Source organism: Actinoalloteichus spitiensis RMV-1378, assembly GCF_000239155.1.
Taxonomy (GTDB): Bacteria; Actinomycetota; Actinomycetes; order Mycobacteriales; family Pseudonocardiaceae; genus Actinoalloteichus_B; species Actinoalloteichus_B spitiensis.
Genome location: NZ_AGVX02000659.1, coordinates 1 through 2,604 on the forward strand (window position 1 = coordinate 1; position 2,604 = coordinate 2,604).

At 74.4% G+C, this 2,604-nt stretch carries 3 protein-coding genes; all 3 read left to right on the forward strand.

Translation table 11 applies throughout. The features are described 5' to 3' along the window. Window positions 1-614 (forward strand): zinc-binding dehydrogenase (locus tag ACTIDRAF_RS30800; protein WP_039789144.1); only part of this gene is annotated, 614 nt, incomplete at its 5' end. A 7-nt stretch (window positions 615-621) separates the two neighbouring features. Next, window positions 622-1,722: an N-acetyl-gamma-glutamyl-phosphate reductase gene (argC, locus tag ACTIDRAF_RS0223525; RefSeq protein WP_016701148.1), complete on the forward strand. Its 1,101-nt coding sequence runs from the start codon at window positions 622-624 to the stop codon at window positions 1,720-1,722. After that, on the forward strand, window positions 1,719-2,604 hold an 886-nt coding region (pgk, locus tag ACTIDRAF_RS30805; RefSeq protein WP_016701149.1), incomplete at its 3' end, for a phosphoglycerate kinase. The genes argC and pgk, both read left to right, overlap by 4 nt.

The following is a 2,604-nucleotide window of genomic DNA, read 5'->3' on the forward strand; positions in this document are numbered from 1 at the left end:
CCCCTGTGGCGGGCGCCCTGGTCGAGCCGCTGACCATCGGGCGGCACGCGGTCGGCCTCGCCCGTCCCGACCCGTCGGTCGCGGTGCTGGGCTCCGGGTCGATCGGCCTCGCCTGCGTGCTGGCGGTGCGCCGGTTGTGGTCGGCGGCGGTGACCTGCGTGGATCTGGGCCCCGCCAAGGGACGGCTGGCTCTGGCGGCGGGCGCGGACCGCTATGTGGACGCTGCCGAGGCTGCCCCGGCCGCCGTGCCGGAGCTCGCCGGCCCGGCGGGTGTCACCTTCGTCGCCTCGGGCCACCCGGGGGTGCTGGACCAGGCGGCGGCGATGACCAGGCCGGGCGGCCACGTCGTGGTGGTGAGCTACTTCCCCGGCCCGGCGGCGCTCGACGCGAACGCGCTCGTCGGCCGCGAGCTCGCGGTGACCGGGTCCGCGCTGTCCACCCCCGAGGACTTCGCCGAGGTCATCGGCTGGGTGGAACGGGGGTTGGTCGACCCCCGCGTGCTGGTCACCCACATCGTCACGCTGGCCGACGCGGCAACGGCGTTCGCGTTGGCCGACAGGGCGGACGGGACCGTCGGCAAGATCGTGATCAGGACAGGGACAAGGGAAGGGTGATGCAGCGGTGACAGGAAGGCTGCGGGTCGGGGTCGTCGGAGCCACCGGCTGGGCGGGGCGGGAGCTGTGCCGGCTGCTGCTGGGACATCCCGAGGTCGGAGAGGTCCTCCCCGCCGCCCGGGACACCACGAGGACGTTCTCGGCCGTCCACCCCAACCTGCTCGGCAGCGGGTTGCGGTTCGTCGATCTCGACACCCTGTTCGCGCGGTCCGGTGAGCTGGACGTCGTGTTCCTCTGCGTGCCGGCTGGCGAGGCGATGGGGATGGCGCCCGAACTGCTGCGCCGGGGTACCCGAGTCGTCGACCTCAGCGCCGACTTCCGGTTCCCGGACCCGGCGCTGTACGAACGGATCTACGCCCGCCCGCACAGCAGCCCGGAGCTGTTGCCCGAGGCGGTGTTCGGGGTGACGGAACTGGTTCGCGACCGCCTCCCCGAGGCCCGCCTGGTGGCGAACCCGGGGTGCTACGTCATCTCGGTGCTGCTGGGGTTGCTGCCCCTGGCCGAGGAGGGACTGCTCGGGTCCGCCGGCTCCGTCCACGTCCACGCGGTCAACGGGACCACCGGGGCGAGCGCCAAACCCACCCGGGACCTGCACCACGCCGAGGTGTTCGGGTCGATGCTGCCCTACAGCCTGGAGGGCCACCGGCACAGCGGGGAGCTCGAGCTCCACCTGGGGCGCCTGGCGGGTGGACCGGTCGACGTGGTCATGAGCACGGCGCACGGCGCCTTCGCGCGCGGCATCCTGGCCCAGATCACCGTCCTCGTCCCACCCGAGCACCGCGACGGGCTGAGCCGGGAGGCGCTGACCGCGCGGTACCTGGGCCGGTACGGCTCCGACCACTCCGGGGAACACTTCGTGCTGGTCAACGACCTGGAGAAGCGGGGAGGCGCCAACGCCAAGGAGTACGGCGCCTACTCGAGGTTGTCCAACGTGGTCGGCACCAACTACTGCCACCTCGGCGTCGACCACGACCCGGCGCGGTCGGTGATCAAGGTGGTGTCGGTGATCGACAACCTGGGCAAGGGGGCGGCGGGGTCCGCCGTGCAGAACATGAACGTGATGGTGGGGCTGCCGGACACCACCGGGCTCCGGGCGTACGCGCCGTGACCTCGGGGGCCTCCGCGATCCCACCGGGGCTCGCCGGGGTGCGCCTGCTGGCGGACGAACCGCTCGCCGCCGGTCAACGGTGGATCTTCTCAGCCGGTTTCAACGTCGCCGACGGGCCGGGCGGCCTGGGCCGGGTCGACACCGAACTGGCGGACCTGGCTCGGCTGAGCGGGGCCGGCGCCCGGGTCGCCCTGCTGACCCACCAGGGCCGGCACGCGGACGGCAGCGCCCGGCACCTCGGTGACCTCGCCACCTACCTGGGCGGCCGGTTGGGCTGCCCGGTGCGGTACCTGCCCTGGTCGACCGGCCCCGAGGCGCGGGCGGCGGCCGCGGCGCTCCGGGACGGGGAGATCGCGCTCTTCGGCAACACGCGGCTGCACGCCGGCGAGGAGCGGAACGACCCGGACCTGGCCGTGGAGTTCGCCGCGCTCGGGGAGCGGGTGGCGATGGGTGGCTTCTCCAAGGCGCACCGCCGCCACGCCTCCACCACCGGCCTCCTCGGTCTGCTGCCCGGCTGGGCCGCCGACAGCCTGGTCCGGGAGCTCACGCTGCTCGGACCGTGGGCTGGCCGCGATCCCACCCGGTTCTCGGTGGCCGTCGTGGGCGGGCGCAAGCAGGAGAAGGTGGAGGTCGGCCTCCGCCGGCTGGGCAGCGCCTACGACCTGGTCATCCCCGGCGGGGCCGTGCTGAACTGCCTGCTGGCCGCGCGGGGCCACCCGGTGGCCGAGTCGGTGCTCGGCGACTCCCCCGCCCGTGCTGTGGAGGTCGCCGCCGAGGTGTTGGCGGCGGCCGCCCCCGACGCTCTGCACCTGCCCGAGGAGGTCGCGGTGGCCCGGCCCGACGGTTCCGGGGGGTACGGCGAAGCCCGCTGGCTGCGGCTCG